At 45.4% G+C, this 18,235-nt stretch carries 12 protein-coding genes; 7 read left to right on the top strand and 5 right to left on the bottom strand.

Annotated elements, in window-relative coordinates:
• Nucleotides 1-345 precede the first annotated feature (345 nt).
• Complete coding sequence (locus LC073_RS21835; protein ID WP_226648352.1) at nt 346-1,038, bottom strand: YopT-type cysteine protease domain-containing protein; 693 nt, start codon at nt 1,036-1,038, stop codon at nt 346-348.
• A gap of 924 nt (nt 1,039-1,962) precedes the next feature.
• Between LC073_RS21835 and LC073_RS16165 the strand changes: the two genes are divergently transcribed.
• From LC073_RS16165 to LC073_RS16150, 4 genes are all read left to right on the top strand, one after another.
• Nucleotides 1,963-2,520: a hypothetical protein gene (locus LC073_RS16165; protein WP_226648351.1), complete on the top strand. Its 558-nt coding sequence runs from the start codon at nt 1,963-1,965 to the stop codon at nt 2,518-2,520.
• A gap of 338 nt (nt 2,521-2,858) precedes the next feature.
• The gene (locus LC073_RS16160; RefSeq protein WP_226648350.1) at nt 2,859-3,833 is read left to right on the top strand and encodes a hypothetical protein; all 975 of its coding nucleotides are present in this window, start codon (nt 2,859-2,861) and stop codon (nt 3,831-3,833) included.
• Between the two features lie 453 nt (nt 3,834-4,286).
• Entirely contained in the window at nt 4,287-5,516 is a 1,230-nt protein-coding gene (locus LC073_RS16155) for a hypothetical protein (protein ID WP_226648349.1), read from the top strand.
• A gap of 238 nt (nt 5,517-5,754) precedes the next feature.
• Nucleotides 5,755-6,546 carry a hypothetical protein gene (locus LC073_RS16150; RefSeq protein WP_226648348.1) on the top strand — a complete coding sequence of 264 codons (792 nt, stop codon included), beginning with the start codon at nt 5,755-5,757 and terminating at the stop codon, nt 6,544-6,546.
• Nucleotides 6,547-6,704: 158 nt separating this feature from the next.
• Here LC073_RS16150 and LC073_RS16145 read toward each other — a convergent pair whose 3' ends face one another.
• Complete coding sequence (locus tag LC073_RS16145) at nt 6,705-7,439, bottom strand: hypothetical protein (protein WP_226648347.1); 735 nt, start codon at nt 7,437-7,439, stop codon at nt 6,705-6,707.
• 48 nt (nt 7,440-7,487) lie between these two features.
• Here LC073_RS16145 and LC073_RS16140 point away from each other — a divergent pair, with 48 nt between their 5' ends.
• Nucleotides 7,488-7,625: a hypothetical protein gene (locus LC073_RS16140; protein WP_226648346.1), complete on the top strand. Its 138-nt coding sequence runs from the start codon at nt 7,488-7,490 to the stop codon at nt 7,623-7,625.
• Nucleotides 7,626-8,402: 777 nt separating this feature from the next.
• Here the strand turns inward: LC073_RS16140 and LC073_RS16135 are convergent.
• The 3 genes from LC073_RS16135 to LC073_RS16125 all read right to left on the bottom strand — a co-directional run bounded on the left by LC073_RS16135 (nt 8,403) and on the right by LC073_RS16125 (nt 14,272).
• On the bottom strand, nt 8,403-9,470 hold the full coding sequence (locus tag LC073_RS16135) for a hypothetical protein (RefSeq protein ID WP_226648345.1): 1,068 nt from the start codon (nt 9,468-9,470) through the stop codon (nt 8,403-8,405).
• A 214-nt stretch (nt 9,471-9,684) separates the two neighbouring features.
• Nucleotides 9,685-11,649: an FG-GAP repeat protein gene (locus LC073_RS16130; RefSeq protein ID WP_226648344.1), complete on the bottom strand. Its 1,965-nt coding sequence runs from the start codon at nt 11,647-11,649 to the stop codon at nt 9,685-9,687.
• Between the two features lie 631 nt (nt 11,650-12,280).
• On the bottom strand, nt 12,281-14,272 hold the full coding sequence (locus tag LC073_RS16125) for an FG-GAP repeat protein (protein ID WP_226648343.1): 1,992 nt from the start codon (nt 14,270-14,272) through the stop codon (nt 12,281-12,283).
• Between the two features lie 570 nt (nt 14,273-14,842).
• On the opposite strand from LC073_RS16125, the gene LC073_RS16120 reads away from it, so the two are divergent.
• Complete coding sequence (locus tag LC073_RS16120; protein WP_226648342.1) at nt 14,843-15,523, top strand: hypothetical protein; 681 nt, start codon at nt 14,843-14,845, stop codon at nt 15,521-15,523.
• A 601-nt stretch (nt 15,524-16,124) separates the two neighbouring features.
• A complete protein-coding gene (locus tag LC073_RS16115) occupies nt 16,125-18,176 on the top strand; it encodes an FG-GAP repeat protein (protein ID WP_226648341.1) in 2,052 nt (683 codons plus the stop codon).
• Nucleotides 18,177-18,235: the final 59 nt, after the last annotated feature.

Below are 18,235 nucleotides of genomic sequence, written 5' to 3'. Positions count from 1 at the left end.
TCGTGTTCATAACCGCGATCTTGCCAAACCATTTAAATGGACAAAGAGCGCCGACACGATACTGGCTTCAGTGCAGCGAGCCAAAAATGTGTCACCTAATTAACCGCATGGTCCACTAGCCTAGTATTCCGAATCAGCACTCATATGGGTGCTGTGTTAATTCCCACAGTTCGCTGGGGTTATCGGTAAACAGATGTATTTCGCTCCTATTAACTCTTTCTTGAAGGGTGTGAGGGCTTTATTAACAGCCTTCCAGTCAATCAGAGTACACAGGCCAGCCAATAGATATCTCCTAAAAATAACAAGTTATGCTCGTTCACATCATTGGCTGTCACTGTTTAGAGTTTATTTTTTAAAAACTGTGGCGCTCCAGTTGCGATTAAAATTAGACCATTTAGTTTCATAAAACCCTTGAAAAAAACTATGGAAGTCTTTGCTGTTGGCAAAGTGAAATTCACCGCAGTTGGGGTCGAAGAGATCAACGCCGCCATCTTCTAAAAGGTGGACTGCCATTTGGTGCCCGTTAAAAGAGCCCCCGTTAATGTTTATCAGTATTATGCAGTCCTTAAGGTTGTCTAAGTATGAAATTATTTCATGGCCTACTGGTTTTTCATCATTGAAAGTAATTTTTCTTTTCAGAATTCCCCCATCTCCTGCTGAAATATTTTTGCCGGTACTAACCGGAGGGAGAGAAATTTCGAAATTGTCCGTTTTTACAGATGAGTCTTCCATACAGTGAGTATATCCCAGTTTAGCAAGCATAGGTTTCAATGTATTTAACGGTTGACTCCCATTTGCCCATGACTTATGGTCTTTATGGACTTTAATAAGAAGATCCCCGTTTAAAGGTGCCCACTCACCATGGCCGCCACCTTTAGGATTCTCCAATTTTACACTCAATTTTTCACCATTGGCGAAGCCTAAAACCCAGTAAGCGGCTAATCCAGCACAAATGCCAGAGAAATCTTTAAAGTTCTTTCTCACCGATTTGTCTTCCTGTGAGAAATTCCAGGTTTTTATTCCGCTGTTGAAAGTCACCAAATTATCTACTTGCCCATTGATAGATGTAAAATATTTCGGAATGAGGATTCTTACTTTCCGCATGAGCAAAAATTTAATATTTGATGTTTAGATAAATGTTAATTCACGCACCTTGATCTGATCCGGTATAAATGCCTTCCTGGGTTTATCGAAGTGCGTTCTTGACTTTCCAATCTTGACGAATGGTTAACCCTGGCTGAAGCAGAATGGGCTGAAGTCATTTCTTATTCCTAAAGCTTAAATTTACCCCCTAAATCTAGCAAAGGTATCTATCCCATAATCAATAGAAGAGAGAATCCAAGATGCTAATTTATAAGACTTTCTCATTGACGGTACTATTGGGGGCAGGTTGTATTTTGACACAGGATCACGCCCATGGTACCAGGCCTTATTTTCCGGTAGGCGCTCAATTAGATCAGATTTTGGGGTAAGAATTGTATCGCAAATACAGCTGCAAACTATCAAATAAGGGTATTTATTTTTAGATTTTGAACAAAATTAAGGAATCTGAGAATAATTCTATAAAATTCGCTGACCCTAAAGGTTACCGATATGGGTGAAGATCGCTGTGAAGGGCTCAAGCCCTTTGCAAGAGCTGTGATACAGCAGATGTAGCTTTCGAGTTAGGAGCGACCTACGGAGCTCGTGGCGCTATTCTCAGTTTGCGTTACGGTCTCTTGAAATGGATTGATATTCCTGCGAAGTCAAGCATAGATTTAGAGCTGCGCTGAAGCCAGAAGTATCAAGTAATTATTCAGGGGCTTCTTAATTCTAAAAAATTAAACCCATAATTAAAAGATTCGTCTATTTAAATTCAATAAGATTTGGATAGGTGATTTTACCGTAGCTTTTACGTTTAGATATAAAAGCTACAGTTGTAGTCTCGCCAGGTATTTTGTCAACTATTTTATGGGGAAAGGTATGACGGGGTCAGTAAGTGGGGTAAATAATCAAGGACAGGTAAGCGTCTCTAAGCCTGAAAATGCTCCACAAGATCAAGCAGGCAGACCAGAAGGAGAGGTCTCAAAAAAAAGGGCTGGCCTTAGGGTTGCTTTTAACTCAATATTCAGCTGCCAAAATCCTTTAAAAAGTTTATTCCGAAATCCGAAAGTAATAGAAACTATTGAGCATTTTTCAGAATCGACTGATAGACTTTCTGAAACCTCAACTGACAAGGGTGCAGAATTTAAGGATTCCAAAGAGCAGAAGTATATAGATAAGCAAGCTTCGACCACCAAGCAAACGATAACTTTGAGTACCAAAGACACTATTAAGCAGTTTATTGAGGAGAATCCAGAGAGGTTTTCCTCCTCTTCCGGTGATCCAGTCGTTCGCTGTAAGGATTTACCTCGCGCAGCAGAGAAGAGAACGGTTTGTAGCGGGAGTGACAACGTAGATAAAACCTATGTGTCGAGTGAGTCTGGCGTAGGATTAGTGTCAATAGCTGGTACTGATAACGTGCCAGAGACTTATAAATAGCTGGCTCAGTCAGCTAAATAAGCATAATTAGTGCTTATTAATAAATCTTTATTAATTAACACATAGTTAAACCACCGCCTCTGGCGGTGAGACTTGACATGGCTCTGCCGTTCCGGCGTGTAGAGTAAAAATATGGCCTCCAGGAACGGATGGAACTGGAAGTAATTATTCACGGGCTTCGTAATTCTAAAAAATTGAAGCTAAAATTAAAAGATTCGTCTATTTAGATAGAGTAAGATTTGAATAAGTAGCTTTACAGAAGTTTCTGTGTTCAATTAAAAAATGAAGTAATAGAGTTACCAAGTATTTTGTTAACTATTTAGTAGAGGGGAGATGTAATGGGATCGTTAAGTGGGATAAGTAATTCAGGGAGTGTAAGTGCCTCTAATTCTGCAAATGCTCCGCAAGATCATGTAATCAGACCAGAAGGACAAGTCTCAAAAAAGAGATATGCATTAGCATCCAAATTCTATAGCGTGATCAGTTGTTTGATTCCTCGGATTTGCTCATTCGAAAAACCGAATGTAATAAAAGGTAGTGGCCATTTTTCAGAATGTAGCGATGGATTTTCTGGAGCTGTTAGCGTTGGGGATTTGACCCAAGTCAATCTTGATCGGAGTAAGGTTGACGCACTCTACTTTATGGGGGTTTTGTCTACGGATGGTAGCCGTTTAAAGAGAGTTTGGACGGATTTCGCAGAGGAAAGCTGTAATTATGACAGTACTAATTTTCTACAGAAGTTCGGGCGTGTATTAAGTGTCGGTGTTGTTACCGATATCGAGCGGCAAAAAGATCCTACCCTTGAAAAATGCATGGACAAATTTAAAGCTGACATACTAGAAGACTGGAGAAATAAAGACTATGTCAAGCTTAATGAAAAATTGAGAGATTTAGAGTCTCTTGATAATGAGTATTTAAGGCAAGACGGCGAAAATTCGCTAAATTTATCATTTGAACTTAGGGATTGTGTTGTTAATAATTTTAGCGAGTTAAAAAATATATTTGTTACAGCAAGCGAGAATAATTCGCATGCTCCTGTGAATAGTGAATCATCCTCTAAAACAAAAAAATTTGACAAAGGACTTGACGCCATTGACGATCTTAGATCTATAACCTTTGCTGCGGAAAGCTTCTCCGATAAACCAGTTGAGGCAACAGATAAAGTTTTCTCCGAGGTAATTGATAGATTATTTAAGGGTTATAAAGATGTGATTTATGAGATTCACGGAACCCTTAGAAGAAATATCGACGTTGATTCTAGAGATATGTTTAAGGAAAGCCTTAATAAACAGGGGTTTACTCCCAGCAATTAGTCCATTTTAAATTGTTGTGCAGTTCCGCATTCAAAAAATGCGGAACTGTCTCTGTAGTGGTTTTATAGGTTGGCTGTGTGTTTTCGATGGTGTAATTATTTTTTTAAGATTTTATCGATGAAAAAATGGTTTTTAATATAGATGAATAGATTAAGCGAAAGATATTTAGAGGCACCTTAGGAAGGCGTTAAATTTCTTGAGTCCACAGGAATTTTTGGTGGGTAGGTGTGCGTCACTTATGCTGGCAATCTAGAAGTGAGTGTTTTTTTACGATCGGAGTAGTAGGTCTACTTTTGGATTAATTTACTTAATTTCAGCGGTATGGTCAATCGCATGCACGGCCCATTAGGTGGGAGTGTTGCCACTTTAAGATGGATGTAAAAATTCATGGGAAGTGCTCTTTGAAGAGGTTGATATGCCTGTTAACCACAATGCAATATTAGGAGATCATAGATGGGGAAAGTTGGCTCTCAGCAATCTGTTGCTAGCAATGCGTCTACTAGCAGTTTTGAGTCGTTGGTTAAGGTGGAAGATGATCAGGACAAACGCCCAAAACCATCCAGCCTTAAAAGTAGGTTACAGGTTATGGGCAAAAGATTACGTGGGGGAATGGCATTCGTAGTGTCCGGCCTGAATCGTAATAAACATAATCGGGCACCAATTCCCAATGAGATAAACTCAGCGGGTAAAATTGGAGGGCGGCCCATTGATTCTCTAAATTTAGAACTGGCAATTGATCTACGTAAAAAAGCAGAGGAGGATCTTAGTCGTAGTGATGATATAACTGAATTAGAATTAAATAAAAAAGCTATCGACCATACGGTTGATTGCTTGCAGTCAACTAATCCCGACAATTCTGATGAAATACTTAGGATGAAAGATTTAGCAGGAAAATATGAGGCTAAATTAAAGGATTTAGAATCTCAAAGCCGGCGTGATCTCACGGATGCCGAGCGTAAAAGATTTGAGGGAGTAAGGGGCTCTAAACCAGGGGCAGCCTATGAAGTATGTGTGGCACCAGAGAAGGATTTTACCCCAGAAAATTTTGATCGGAGTAAGGACGATGTGATCTACTCAATGCGGATTTTATTAACGGACGGTAGCCGTTTAAAAAAAGAGTGGGTGGATACTGCAGAGGATGCATTTGCCAGTGAAAATATTCTATTTCTGCAGGCGTTTGGGCGTCTATTCAATGTAGGTGATACCACCCAGCCACGTAAATATACTACCCTTAATGAATACATGAACGAATTTAAAAATGACATGCTAGAAGCATTTGGGAATAAAAACTATAAGAGTATTGAAGAAAAATTGCGAGATTTAGTTTCTCTTGAAAATGAGCATATCGGGTTTGGCGCCAAGTGTGAGATAAACGTGAGTTCTGAAAATAAGAGATATGTTCTTGAGAAATTAAGTGAGTTAAAAAAAATATGTAAAATGGCAATGGAGAATGATCATTATGAATTTGATGCTACATTATTATCTGAGCAAAAAGTAGATAGAGCAAGTCGCGACTCATGGGGCACCCTCCCTGCTGTAGCCCCCACTGAGGATAACTTCTCGGATAAATCTATAGAGGAAATTAATGAACTTTTCCCCGAGGTAATTAAAGAATTGTGTGAAGGTTATGTAGACCTGGCTCAAGATGCTAGAGGAACTTTGATGAGAAATATTGGTTATTAAATGCAATCCGTTTTTGAAAGATACCTTAAGGAAGCAGGATTTACTCCCGGCAATTAGAGCATTTCAAATTGTTGTGTCGTTTCGCATTTAAATAATGCGGAACTGTCTCTGTAGTGGTTTTATAATTTGGCAGTGCGTTTTCGATGGTGTAATCCTTTTTTTAAGCTTTTACCGATGAAAAAATGGTTTTAATATAGATGAGTAATTTAAGCGAAAGATATTTAGTTTGGGGGATAAAATGAGTGGTGCTTCAAGTGTTTCTTCAACTAGCAGTAGAAATTTAAATAAAGAATTATTTGAGCCTCAGACTAAGGAGAAAAATAGCTCAAGCCTCAGTCGGAAGATTACGCGTCTATGTGGATGTGTCTCTGGACCTTTTCGGGCAATAATTTCCGGTTTTCAGAATAGTCGGTCCAAAGAGGTTGCAGTCCCAACAAAAATTCAGGGTGATCACCAGGAAAGTCGTGGGGAGGTAGAAGCGCTTAAAAGAAACATCCTCAATCTTTCTGATACTATCAATGCCGAGTTTGAGAGCTGTTCTGATACGGAAACTTTAAGGTCGTGGTTGGAAGAAGCTAATTCTTATAATGAAGATGCATATTTCATTGGTCATGACTTACAAGAACAAGAACCTCCCACCGAATTTCAGCAAGAGCAATTAAATATACTAAGTAGGTGTTTGGAATATTCGGATGACTTGATCGAGAAATTAAAAAATAAATTAAACCATTTAGATAAAAATCCGCCTACGCTCGATCAGCTCCGTGCATCTGGACCTGAAGAAATCAGAGACGAAACATCTCTCGAGGCCGCAGCCACGAAATCACAGAACAAAACTAAAGAAGAAGTGAAAAGGTTCAAGAATATGAAGGATGATGAACTGACAAAATATGCGATGAATAAAAAACTCAAATGGCATAGAAAAGAAGGGCAAGAAGCTAAAAAATTTGATATAGTTAGCAAGCCTGGCTTGCAACAACTTGATGTGAACACTGGTAAGGTCATTAACGAATGGCCGAACAAACAGTAGTGGTCCAGCTTATTTCCTTAGATCATAAAAGTGTTAAAGTTCTATCGGATGGGTAGATAAAACACTTTGCTTGAACTTGATCTGGCAGAATATCTTCTCTAACCGGAATCTGTCAGATCAAGTATGAATCCCTTTAGGAAGCTAATAGGTGTTTTTTATTAGGATGAGAGGAGTTGCTGATCTTCAGTCATTTCGTTGCCCTGAGTTTCGTTATTGCTTACATTTTCGGAGTGGATATTGACAGGATGTACTGGTGTGTTCAGATGTTGGATTTGTTGTATTATTTCTTGGCGCTCTCTGTCACCCTCACTTTCTTGTCTGTTGCGCACTGTAGCTTCTGAAATTTCTGAAACTTCTCCCGCTTCAGAAATAACTGCCGCAACTGGGATCTCAGCTGGGTTGTCAGCTGGGTTGTCAGCTGGGTTGTCAACTGGGTTGTCAACTGGGTTCGCGAATGGGGGATTTTGTTGTTCATGTTCAAATTTCTTAAGATCATTAACATATCTTTGATGCTTACTTCTTGCAGTGGCAAGCTTTTTTTGCTCACTTTTAACAAGGGATTTGGCGGCTTTAAATTCTAACCTCATTTCACGGGAATATAATCTAGTGAGCACATTTCTCCATTTTTTAAACGATCTTAGGTACTCTGTTTCATCTCTAACACTTGTCAAGCTATCTTGTAAGTCACGATGAGCAGCATCCCTATTCGCCTTCATATCTTCGACTACATCGATAGCGTAAGCTATTTCTGGGGCGGCACTTGAACGTGCACGCTCTGACATTTGCGAAACCGTGGAATTTGTTCCATTGCTTACAGCAGTTGGATTTTCTTGTTGTCTGTTTGTTGTGCTTTCTATTGTTCTTTGACTGCTTGTTGAACCTATACTTGACATACTAATTACTCCATTAAAAATATTTTGAACTGGTGTAAGGTATCAGGAATGAAATTATCAGGCTTTCATTTTTGGATATTTATTTTAAAAAATGAGCTTGGGTTTCCTGGTGAATTCGGTGAGGTTTGGGTTGGTGGTATTGTGGTGGTGCTGAATTATGACTTGGCTGTTCACTGTCATTCTTAGCCAGTATGCCAAAATACTGGTTGTTTATAGGGGGCATTCAAATAGATATTGCTACAGGCGGCATTATGTATTTTCGATGCTTAATCCAGGAGAGGAACGATTACACTTTGGGTAGTTTATAGTTGTTTATGAAAATATTCATAGAATCTAGCAGCTCTTTGTTAGGTTGAACATCTCTGAGGTGGGTGGTTTTTTTGGTGCTTCTATGAGTATTAACAAGTATGGTGGCAGATTGGCGATAGAAGCTTCTACGGGTATAAAAGTGCAGCGGAGATTGTTTGGATAGGGAGCCTCTGAATAGTTCCGTGAATCGCTCTGAAGGACCAGAAGGGCGGGTTTTGCAGGCTTTATCTGCTGCGTTGCAGATCTTGCAAAGGGCTGGGGCCATTCGCGGTGAACTGTGTCTAACCTCTGCAGCCATCAAGATCGGTACAGCTATTATGGAATTATTCAGAGGCTCCCTGGTTCAGGCCAAATCTGATTTGGCCTGTTGAAAAAAGGGGGGGCGGTTTTCATAGAGGTGCCTAAATCTAAAAATAACACCAAGGATAAATCCCATGATCCATACCCAGGGCCCCTGAATGGCGCAGCTATTATAATAATGCTCGCAACCACGTGGGTAACACGAGGGTAACACGAGGGTAATATGTGTTGCGGCCGCACTCCGATGGCAACCCTTGAAGCGTGAAAAGGCTTCTGAAAAAAATTCGCAAACTGAATTTGACCTGACAGAACACCTGCTGGAAAACCGGTCACTGTCAGATCAAGCCTGAACGACTACTTTTGATCGTTCATATCGACTATGCTATTGCTATCATCCTCCTCAGTTTCGGGGGCAACGTAGCTTTTAATGGTTTCCTCATTGCTTTGGAGCATTGTATGGGCAGCCTCTAGGAAGTACTCCGCGTTATTGAGTAAAGTTTCAAGTTCCCCTTGCACTGCATTCTTGTCCTCGCCTTTATAGGGGTAAGCCTTCCCCCCTTGGATAATCATCATTTTGGATCGGGCCTCTTCATTTTCTAGAACGTCGATTAACTTCTCTGCCTTAGCGGCGATGTCTTTTGCGAGGCTTTTATTAGAGGCGAGTGTCTCTTCACAATCATGCTTTAGGTCGCTGTCTATCTCGCCCAATTGTTGAAGGGCTACATGATAAGCAATGATTGCATGCTGGAGTTTGACAATATCGCTTCGCAGGTCAGGAAGATTTATTGGCTCCTTATCATTTAATCGCGTTTTAATATCTTGGGTGTAACTTTCATAAGGTGATTCCAACAGTCTGTCGATTTTATCCTTGAGAGGCTGGCTTCTTTGTTCAATCTTAATTGTAATGCTGGGATCTTGCTGGCGAGGTCGCCTGTTGCGTATGTTTCTAGCACGCTTATTCTTTTTATCTATTAGCTTCTGGAATTTTTCGTTAATAATCCTCCGCCTCTCAGAGCCCCCGTGATCATACTTTCCAGCTTTCTTGGTGAGCTTTGCTCTTTCAGCCAATTGTAGTTCGACATGCTTGTTCATTGCTTCAGGTTTTGTTTCGCTGGCCATTATCTGGATCCGCTCCACTTCTTTGGCGGCCTCTTTTTCAGCTTTTCTGGATTTTAAAGTAAGAGTGTCTAAGCTTTCCCCCAATGTTTTGCGTAGTGCGTCAAAAGACTTCTCACTGGGACCTTTAAATCTGTTAAGCCCTCGAGAAAAAGCATGTTTACAATTTTCTTGGAGCCTTTCCCTCTCGGCGGCATATGTGGAGGAACGTCCACCCTGACTACCGCGGGTGTCGGTATCTCTATGCCCGTTATAGGGGCCGGTGGACTGTGGTTTGTTGGTTTTGCCCGTTTTGGGAATGCCCATGCAGCTTCCTCTCTTATTGCTGTATTTTGAGAATACTTGGCACTAGCGCGCCCAGTTATGTAGACGTACAGGTGGGTAGCTCAGCGCTCAGGGGGCCGACATTTAATTGCTGCGGCAGGCCTGTTGGTTCGCTTTTCAACGCTAAGGTTGGAAACCTATATCCGTTGAGCTTTGGTGCATCTGAGCCCCTTCCTTAATAATTTATGTGCGAGACTCAGTAAACATAGATTGCGCCGGATGCTTCCGCGCTATTATCGGCTTGATCGCCATTAATACCGGTAGCGCTGCTGTCCTCGGAGCCAGCCCCCACAGCCAGGGTGCCACCATGGGCACTGAGGCTGACGGACTGGCCGAATTGGTCAAGGCTATCGGTATTGCTGGCTTTGAGGTAGGTTTGCTGTGTCCAGGCGTTATTCACCTGGGTAAACACATAGGCCGCACCTGAAAAGAGCGCGCTATTATCGGCTTGATCGCCATTAATACCGGTAGCGCCGCTGCTCTCGCCAAAGGCCCCCACTGCCAGGGTGTGGCCATCGGCACTGAGGCTTACAGAGGTGCCGAAAAGATCTAAAGAATCGGCATTGCGGGCTTTTAGGTAAGCCTGTTGTGTCCAGACGTTATCCGCCTGGGTAAAGACATAGACCGCACCGGAACCCACAGCGCTATTATCGGCTTGATCGCCATGAATACCACCGGTAGCGCTGCTGCTCTCGGCAGACGCCCCCACGGCCAGGGTGCGACCATCGGCACTGAGGCTGACGGATCTGCCAAACCAATCACCAGCATCAGTATTACTGGCTTTGAGGTAGGCTAGTTGTTCCCAGGCGTTATTCGCTCTGGCAAACACATAGACCGCGCCGGAATTCTCAACGCTATTATCGGATTCGTTGCCATTAATACCGGTAGCGCTGCTGCTCTCGCCAATAGCCCCCACAGCCAGGGTGTGGCCATCGGCACTGAGACTTACAGCGGTGCCGAAACGATCTAAAGAATCGGCATTGCGGGCTTTGAGGTAAGCCTGCTGTGTCCAGACCGCATTCGCCTGGGCAAAGATATAGACAGCGCCTGCATTTTCGGCGCTACTGCTGGATTGAATACGACTAATACCGCCAACGCTGTTGCTCTCGCCGGCAGCCCCCACAGCCAGGGTGTGGCCATCGGCACTGAGACTTACAGCGGTGCCGAAAAGATCTAACGAATCGGCATTGTGGGCTTTGAGGTGAGCCTGCAGTGTCCAGACCTCATCCGCCTGGGTGTAGATGTAGACTTCGCCCGCATACTCGGCGCTAGTGTCGGATTGAATGCGATTAACGCTGCTGCTCTCGGCAGATGCCCCCACAGCCAGGGTGCGACCATCGGCGCTGAGGCTGACGGATCTGCCAAACTGAACAGCAGTATTTGTATTGCTGGCCTTGAGGTAGGCCTGTTGTTCCCAGGCGTTATTCACTCTGGCAAACACATAGACCGCGCCGGAATTCTCAGCGCTATTATCGAACTGGTCGCCGTGAGCACCGGTAGCGTTGCTGTCTTCGGAAGGAGCCCCTACGGCCAGAGTGTGGCCATCGGCGCTGAGGCTGACAGAGGCACCAAAGGTGTCACCTGGGTCGGTATTGCTGGCCTTGAAGTAGCCAATACTCGCTACCAGGGTATCGCTGACAGAGAGCAGGTCTGAGTCAGTGCACTGCTCTTGCTCGCCCTCGCCGTTACAGGCTTGCAGTATATATTGTGCGTTCGTGCGGGCGAAGAGGGGGACCTCCAAAGCCAGGGTGCCGCTGCCCTGGGAAATATTTTTCACAACCGGGCTGAAGCCTGAACTCCCGTCGGGGTTTTCCAGCAGATGGTAGTGGGTGGCCCCTTCGGCGTCGGTCCAATCAAAGCGGAAAAGTTTGGTCGCCTCGAAGCTCAGGGTGAAATCCTGAACTACGCCAGGGGCTGCAGGCGGGTCTTCTGCGGGCGGGTCTTCTGCGGGCGGGTCTTCTGCGGGTGGGTCTTCTGCGGGCGGGTCTTCTGCGGGTGGGTCTTCTGCGGGCGGGTCTTCTGCGGGTGGGTCTTCTGCAGGCGACTCTGCGACAGCCGGTTCTTCGTCGACAGTCTTTTTATCACTGGAGCCTCCGCTACATCCCGAAAGGATCGAAAGAAGCAGCAGCATCAGTAGAACTTTGCAATATTGAACGGTCATAGTTGTTGACTTTTTGGCGTGGACAAGATGGGGGGATTATCTCGTTTGCCGATTTTTTTTCTTTAGTATTTAGGCATTTTTTTATAGATTTCTGCCGTTATCGGGGTGCGGTTGGTGTTGCCATTTTCAAGAAACAGAAAGAAGGCCGTCCCTCTTATTTATTATGGGTATCCCTTATAGGCTTGGTTATTCGGTTGATAAACCGGCGCTCCTATTCCTATTCCTATTCCTATTCAGTAATGATGTTGAGATATTTGATCAGCAGAGAGTTCCTGAAAGAAAAGCCAGAAGCTCTTCAGAATTAGGTTGGTGCTGCGCTTGTCCTTGGCCACCTTCTATGGAAAGCCACTGAGCTAAGGGTTTTATAGATGCGGCACGCCCGAGGTTAATGAAAATGTCAGGGGTTAACTGGGAGCCGGGTGGTAGAGGATTTCTTTGGTGCACTGACTGAATTTGAGCGCATTCTGTTTTGGGAGCGCACCCAGGGAGGCTAGAGACCTAGCTGGGTGCGTAAATGTAGGGGTGGACTGATATAGGCGTATTTATCAGCCTTTCAACGCTGGTGTTATACACCAATATCAGTCCCACCAAAGGGCTTCAGGGCCACTCCTTAATACACTCCTTGCAAAATTCAGTAAACATAGACCGCGCCAGATCTTTCGGCGCTATTATCGGACTGATCCCCATCGATACCGGTGGCGCTGCTCCGCTCGTAATGAGCCCCTACGGCCAGAGTGTGGCCATCGGCGCTAAGGGCGACAGAGGTACCAAAAAGAAGACTGTTATTGCTGGCCTTGACATAGGCCTGCTGAGCCCAGACTTCCTCCCCTCGGCTAAATACATAGACTGCGCCAGCGCTGGAAGCAAAGGCAACGACGCTATTATCCGACTGGTCGCCGTTGATACCGGCGGCGCTACTGGCCTCGAAAATAGCCGCTACAGCCAGTGTGCGTCCATCGGCACTGAGGCTGACGGAACCACCGAATAAATCATCGCCATCGGTATTGCTGGCTTTAAGGTAGGCCTGCTGTACCCAGGTCTTACCCACTTGAGCAAACAGATAGGCTGCACCAGCGCCCGAAGCGCTGTTATCTGACTGGTCGCCATCAATACCGGTAGCGCTGCTCTCCTCGTTATCAGCCCCCACAGCCAGGGTGTGGCCATCGGCACTGAGGCTGACGGAGCTGCCGAAATAATCATCAGCATCAGTATTACTGGCTTTGAGGTAGGCCTGCTGTACCCAGGTATTGTCCTCCCGAGTAAACACATAGACCGCGCCAGCATTGGAGGCGCTATTATCGGACTGATCGCCATCAATACCGGTTGCGCTACTGCCCTCACCTAGGGCGCTCACAGCCAGGGTGCGGCCATTGGCACTGAGGCTGACAGAGTAGCCAAAATTGTCATAGGCATCAGTATTGCTGGCCTTGATATAGGCTTGCTGTACCCAGGCGTCATTCTCCCGAGTAAACACATAGACCGCGCCAGCATTGGAGGCGCTATTATCGAGCTGATCTCCGCCGATACCGGTTGCGCTGCTCTCCTCGTTATCAGCCCCCACAGCCAGGGTGTAGCCATCGGCACTGAGGCTGACAGAGCGACCGAAGCTATCATGAGCATCGGTATTACTGGCTTTTAGATAGGCCTGTTGAACCCAGGTTTCGTCCACCCGGACAAACACATAGACCGCGCCAGCTCTTTCGGCGCTATTATCGGACTGATCGCCATCAATACCGGTTGCGCTACTGCCCTCACCTAGGGCGCTCACAGCCAGGGTGTGGCCATCGGCACTGAGGCTGACCGAACTACCGAAAAAGTCATACTCATCGGTATTGCTGGCTTTGAGGTAGGCCTGCTGTACCCAGGTTTCTCCCACCTTGGCAAACACATAGACCGCGCCTGCGTAAGCGGCGCCATTATCGGACTGATCCCCATCGATACCGGTGGCGCTGCTCCGCTCGTAATGAGCCCCTACGGCCAGAGTGTGGCCATCGGCGCTAAGGCTGATAGCGAAACCAAAATTGTCACCTGGGTCGGTGTTGCTGGCCTTGAAGTAGCCAATACTCGCTACCAGGGTATCGCTGACAGAGAGCAGGTCTGAGTCAGTGCACTGCTCTTGCTCGTTCTCGCCGTTACAGGCTTGCAGTATATATTGTGCGTTTGTGCGGGCGTGGAGGGGCACTTCCAAAGCCAGGGTGCCGCTGCCCTGGGGGATATTCTCCACAACCGGGTTAAAACCGGAGCTCCCATCGGGGTTTTCCAGCAGATGGTAGTGGGTGGCCCCTTCGGCGTCGGTCCAGTTAAAACGGAAAATTTTGACAGCCTCAAAGCTCAGGGTGAAATCCTGAGCTACGCCGGGGGCAGCAGGCGGGTCTTCTGCGGGCGGGTCTTCTGCGGGCGGGTCTTCCGCGGGCGGGTCTTCCGCGGGCGGGTCTTCCGCGGGCGGGTCTTCCGCGGGCGGGTCTTCTGCGGGTGGGTCTTCCGCGGGTGGGTCTTCTGCAGGCGACTCTGCGACAGCCGGTTCTTCGTCGACAGTCTTTTGATCACTGGAGCCTCCGCTACATCCCGAAAGGATCGAAAGAAGCAGCAGTATCAGTAGAACTTTGTAATATTGAATGGTCATTTTTATTGGCTATGGGGAGTGGGTATGAAGGGATGATTATCCAGGTAGCTGATTTATTTTCTTTAAGTTTCAGGCGTCTATTTTTAGGTTTCAGGCGTTATTGCGAGCGGTTGGTGCTGCTATCGCGAGGGGGCGCTTAATTGATAAAGCTACGTGATGAGGTGGGTAGAATCAGGCTATTGCGCTAAAAGGTTTGTAGCCTTGCGGAAATGCCCCTTTTTAAGCCATCCTGTTGGGCGGTGTTTCGGAGCCAGGCAGCCTGTAAAGTTGCGATTATTTTGCATTTAAAAACTTAAGGATAGGGTAGGGGGTAAGATAGACTCCTTTCTGGCCCGGTAGATACCGGTCACTAAATACCATAATCGAGGTTATGGTTATTTCGCTTAGACTTGGTTTTAATTAATAACTGCAATCCCTTTATGTCGCTAGAAGATAAGCGTATGTCGCCATTTCTGAAAATATCTTATTAAAATTGACCGTATCTTATACTTGCAAGTCAAAAATTGAAAGATTAACTGGCTGATTTTAATAAAATTTGACTGAAGTACTATTATTTAGGATTAACTTAATATGAAAACTACCTATGAAGCTGTTAAGGCTGATGCGAACAGGCGCATAGTAGAAACACAGCAAATTGACAAAACGAGCGAACCGAAAAGTAGAATAGGCAAAATTCGCGCAAGAATAACGACATTTTTCAGCAAATTGTCATCTTTTAAGGCTCATCCTTCCAAGCCAAACATTATTGCACCTGCATCCAAAAACTTAAAAGAACAGATGATGAGCGCAAATATTCATTCAAATGGTAAATACGCGAAAGATATAGCAGTCAGGGGCACTAAATCTTCTGTGGACAGAGAAGACAAACTTCATGACACTTTTGCGGGTAGATGTGAAGAACATTTAAAGTGCACGGAAAATCTTTTTGATCCTGATCGTGGCATAGGTGGTATAAGTTATCCGCAGGCTTTAGTGTCGACCTTTGCGAATTTTAGCACAAATGTAATAGAGCCTCTGATAGTTGAGGTGGGTGAGCTAATGGGTCGTGCTGAAGGATTACATAGGTCAACAATTGAGAAAGCACAATCCAATATATCGGAACTTGAAGAGGATAAAAAATATTTCTTAGGTTCTAATGATTCTGGAGAACCAACATTAGAGAGATTTAAACAAAGCATTGGCCGCGCAAAAGATCTCTTAAGAAATTATCAAGCAATGGACGCGACTGTGAATATTGAAGAGGCCTTATAAGTGGATAAATAGATAGCGGTAGTCAAATGCTTCACCTCCCATTTCCAAAAGTATTGGGAGGTTTTATTTTTGAGGGTAGGTTAATCAGAACTTCTTGATTTCGTTCACTGGCAGTAATTAGTCCACTGGTTGTGATCAGGTAAGTTTTTGTCAAAAAATGGCCACCGGGGTCAGAATTGCGTCGACCGGGAAGCTTGGGTTATTTTTTTGTCGATTAGGTGTTTGAAGTATTTGGGGTGAGTTTGTACTGTTCTTGGTGAATAAAATGATCTCGCCTCCGTGAAATAAGAGCTTGATTGTGTTTTGTTGATGTATTGTACTTTATTGTGTTGATCTGCTGGTGATTGATCCTGGCATACTAAATTTTTCACTTTGAAGTGCTGTTTATCAGTAGACCCTTGGTTGCTGAGTTTTTCATTCCTTTTATGGCTCATTCCTGGGCCTTTTTTTACCTTTATGCGGCAGTAGGTATTCCCGATAACTCTTTCGGGCGCTTGACCCCCGAAATCTTCAGAAATTAACAAAAAAAAGCCCAAAAGCTAAAGAGAGGATTTGGGCAAAAGCAGATAATGCCGGTATTTGGTGAAATCTATAAGAGTTGATGAAAGTGACCATTCAGAGCTACAAGGCCATTATTATGGCTGTATTTCTCTCTACCCTTGCTGGCTGTAGTGGCGGGGGGTCTAATAATGGCGATACTAGCGGTGAAGATACCGCGGTAGCAGAGTCGCCTGCGGAAGATCCACCTGCAGAAGATCCACCTGAAGAAGATCCACCCGCAGAAGATCCACCCGCAGAAGATCCACCTGAAGAAGATCCACCTGAAGAAGATCCACCTGCCGCCCCTGGAATAGCCCAGGATTTTACTCTGAGCTTCGAGGCAATCAAGATTTTCCGTTTTAATTGGGCCGACGCGGAAGGGGCTACTCATTACCATCTGCTGGAAAACCCTGATGGGGTTTCCGGTTTCACACCTTTGGTCGAGGATATTCCCCAGGGTAGTGAGACCCTGGCTTTGGAGGTGCCCCTCCACGCCCGAACAAATGCGCAATATATTCTGCAAGCTTGTAACAAAGCGGGAGAGCAAGAGCAGTGCACTGATTCAGCCCCCCTTGCTGTGAACGACACCTTGGTGGAGAGCATTGGCTACTTTAAGGCCAGCAATACCGGCGCTGACGATTTCTTCGGAGCGTCGGTTGCCATTAGTGCCGATGGCCACACCCTGGCAGTAGGCGCTGTTAGTGAGAAAAGCGATGCGGTCGGTATCAATGGCGACCAGGAAAACGATGACGGCATCGGCCCAGCCGGTGCGGTCTATGTGTTTGTACGGATAGATAACGCCTGGGTACAGGAGGCCTATCTCAAAGCCAGTAATAATAGTGGAGGATGGTTTTTCGGTGTTGTTGCCCTCAGTGGAGACGGCAATACTTTAGCCGTTGGCGCACCCTTTGAGAGCAGTGGCACAACAGGAATCAATGGCGACCAAGGTAATACTGATGCCCCAGGTTCCGGCGCGGTCTATGTTTTTACACGTGTAGATGGCAGCTGGACACAAGATGCGTATATCAAAGCGAGTAATACAGACGCCGATGATCATTTTGGGCGCTCTTTAAGTCTCAGTGATGACGGCCGCCTTCTTGCGGTAGGTGCGCCTTTTGAAGATGGCAGAGCTATTGGTATCAATGGCGATCAAACTGACCCCAGTATTAACCTCAACTTTCTTGATGATAGCGGTACATTGCGGGTAGATACTATTAATGAAGGGAATGATGAGGGGCAGGGCACTAGTGATACTTCGAACTCAGGAGCGGTCTATGTTTTTTCCCATATGGATGGCAGCTGGGTACAGGAAGCGTATGTTAAGGCAAGCAATACCGGCGCCAAAGATGAATTCGGAATTTCCGTCAGCCTGAGCGGAGATGGTTCTACGATGGCCGTTGGCGCGGTTGGAGAAGGCAGTAGCGCTGTCGGTATTGATGGTGAGCAAAACAACAATGAAGCCGAACAGGCTGGCGCTTGCTATGTTTTCTCCCGTACGGATGGTAATTGGGCACAACAGGCGTATATCAAAGCCAGCAATACTGATTCAGAGGATTTTTTCGGTCAATCGGTTACCCTGAATGCTAGTGGTGACATTTTGGCCGTTGGTGCCATCGGAGAAGATAGTAACGCAGCAGGCACTGATGGCGATCAAAGCAATAATGAAGCCCGAGACTCTGGTGCTGCCTATGTGTTTGCCCGTGTAGATCGCCAGTGGGCACAGCAGACCTACTTAAAGGCCAGTAACTCAGATGCCTCTGACACTTTTGGTGAGTCCGTTAGCCTGGCTGATGATGGTCGAACCCTGGTAGTGGGGGCGCCCTATGAAGACAGTAGTGCAAAGGGTATAGGGGGAGAACAAAATAATAATAATGTCGAAAATGCTGGCGCAGCGTATGTGTTTACGCTGGTTGATAAGACCTGGTTGCAAAAAGCGTATCTGAAAGCAGGCAATAGCGGTACAGATGATTGGTTCGGTTTTTCTGTCAGCCTCAGTGCGGACGGTCATACCCTAGCCGTAGGCGCTCCAGCTGAAAGCAGTCATTCTACCGGGATTAATAATGATCCGGATAATAACCAGGCTGAGAATTCCGGTGCGGTTTACATGTACTGATTGAAGCCTGACGTCCGCTAAAATCCCCCATCTTATTTATTGGAATGGGGGATTTTCAG

This window comes from Microbulbifer variabilis (genome assembly GCF_020524905.1).
In the GTDB taxonomy this organism is placed as follows: Bacteria; Pseudomonadota; Gammaproteobacteria; order Pseudomonadales; family Cellvibrionaceae; genus Microbulbifer; species Microbulbifer variabilis_A.
The sequence above is the reverse complement of the archived record's forward strand: the minus strand, read 5'-3'. Positions and strand labels throughout refer to the sequence as shown.

Bases quoted from the DNA above. Each gene is read 5' to 3' on its own strand.
- LC073_RS16165 (WP_226648351.1), top strand. From the start codon at position 1,963: ATGACGGGGTCAGTAAGTGGGGTAAATAATCAAGGACAGGTAAGCGTC.
- LC073_RS16130 (WP_226648344.1), bottom strand. From the start codon at position 11,649: ATGACCGTTCAATATTGCAAAGTTCTACTGATGCTGCTGCTTCTTTCG.
- LC073_RS16125 (WP_226648343.1), bottom strand. From the start codon at position 14,272: ATGACCATTCAATATTACAAAGTTCTACTGATACTGCTGCTTCTTTCG.
- LC073_RS16115 (WP_226648341.1), top strand. From the start codon at position 16,125: ATGAAAGTGACCATTCAGAGCTACAAGGCCATTATTATGGCTGTATTT.
- LC073_RS16135 (WP_226648345.1), bottom strand. From the start codon at position 9,470: ATGGGCATTCCCAAAACGGGCAAAACCAACAAACCACAGTCCACCGGC.
- LC073_RS16155 (WP_226648349.1), top strand. From the start codon at position 4,287: ATGGGGAAAGTTGGCTCTCAGCAATCTGTTGCTAGCAATGCGTCTACT.
- LC073_RS16160 (WP_226648350.1), top strand. From the start codon at position 2,859: ATGGGATCGTTAAGTGGGATAAGTAATTCAGGGAGTGTAAGTGCCTCT.
- LC073_RS16140 (WP_226648346.1), top strand. From the start codon at position 7,488: ATGAAATTATCAGGCTTTCATTTTTGGATATTTATTTTAAAAAATGAG.
- LC073_RS16120 (WP_226648342.1), top strand. From the start codon at position 14,843: ATGAAAACTACCTATGAAGCTGTTAAGGCTGATGCGAACAGGCGCATA.
- LC073_RS16145 (WP_226648347.1), bottom strand. From the start codon at position 7,439: ATGTCAAGTATAGGTTCAACAAGCAGTCAAAGAACAATAGAAAGCACA.
- LC073_RS16150 (WP_226648348.1), top strand. From the start codon at position 5,755: ATGAGTGGTGCTTCAAGTGTTTCTTCAACTAGCAGTAGAAATTTAAAT.